A 1003-nucleotide genomic window follows, 5' to 3' on the forward strand; every position below is an offset into this window, starting at 1 on the left:
CGTAGGGTCGGGGGCTGGCGCGGTGGCGTCTCCTGGCGGTAGGGCCTGGGGCCTTCATGTTCCGCCGGTTTCCCGGTCGGTTGTGCCACCCCAGTGACCGTGGCCAGGTTCGTTGCTCCGTTTCCAGTCCCCGCCCGTCGCACCGTGCATGCCGTTCTCCGGCACACGGCTCACCGACGTCGTTCACCGCCTGGCATTCGGCGTCCCCCGCCAGTCCCGAAAGGGCCTGGGTGCGACGACGATTCCCGACAACGTGACCAGGCCGAGTTGGTCCGGAGACTGGAAGGCCACGACCGACCAGCCAAACCCTCGCGAGCGGCGATGGCGTTTGCGAAGGACGAGCGCCATCCGCATCCGCGCATAACTCCTGATCTTGTTGAAGTGCCGGGAGGAGTTACCGAACCGGAAATAGGCGGCCCAGCCGCGCAGGAACCGGTTGATATCCTCCACGATCACCTCCGGGTGCAGCAGCAGCCGGGACCGGAGCGTCAACTCACGGATCCGATCCCGGGCGTGCTGCATGGCCCGGTCGGCGGGCCAGCGGGCGAGAAAGGTGACAGGCCGTTTGCCGTCCCGACCCAGGCTGCGCACCAGTCGGTGGTGAAAGCCGAGAAAGTCCAGCCCTTCCCCACCGACCTCCAGACGCACGATCCGGGTCTTGGCCGCCTTCGGCTTCAAGCCGAGATCGGCCAGCAGCGCCGTCAGACGCGCGAGTGCGCGTTCAGCCTGGCTACGCGACCAGCACATCACCGTCACATCGTCGGCATAGCGCACCAGCACCCCATCACCGTCGTCCCACGCCCGATCGAGTCGGTGCAGGTAGACGTTGCATAAGACGGGTGAAATCACCCCGCCTTGCGCGGTTCCGGTGACCGGCCGATGCACCTGCCCCTCCTCCATCACCCCGGCACGCAAGATCGCGCGCAGGAGCTTGAGAACGGACTGGTCACAGACGCGTTCCTCGACCGCTCGTATCAACTCATCATGCGGAATCGCCGAAAAG

1 protein-coding gene is annotated in these 1003 nt (G+C 66.3%); it reads right to left on the reverse strand.

Features of this window, described 5'->3' with window-relative positions:
* Positions 1 to 183 precede the first annotated feature (183 nt).
* Positions 184 to 1003 (reverse strand): reverse transcriptase domain-containing protein (locus AB0B91_RS66550; protein ID WP_358343376.1); only part of this gene is annotated, 820 nt, incomplete at its 5' end.

The organism is Nonomuraea sp. NPDC049141 (assembly GCF_040648415.1).
Lineage (GTDB): Bacteria > Actinomycetota > Actinomycetes > Streptosporangiales > Streptosporangiaceae > Nonomuraea.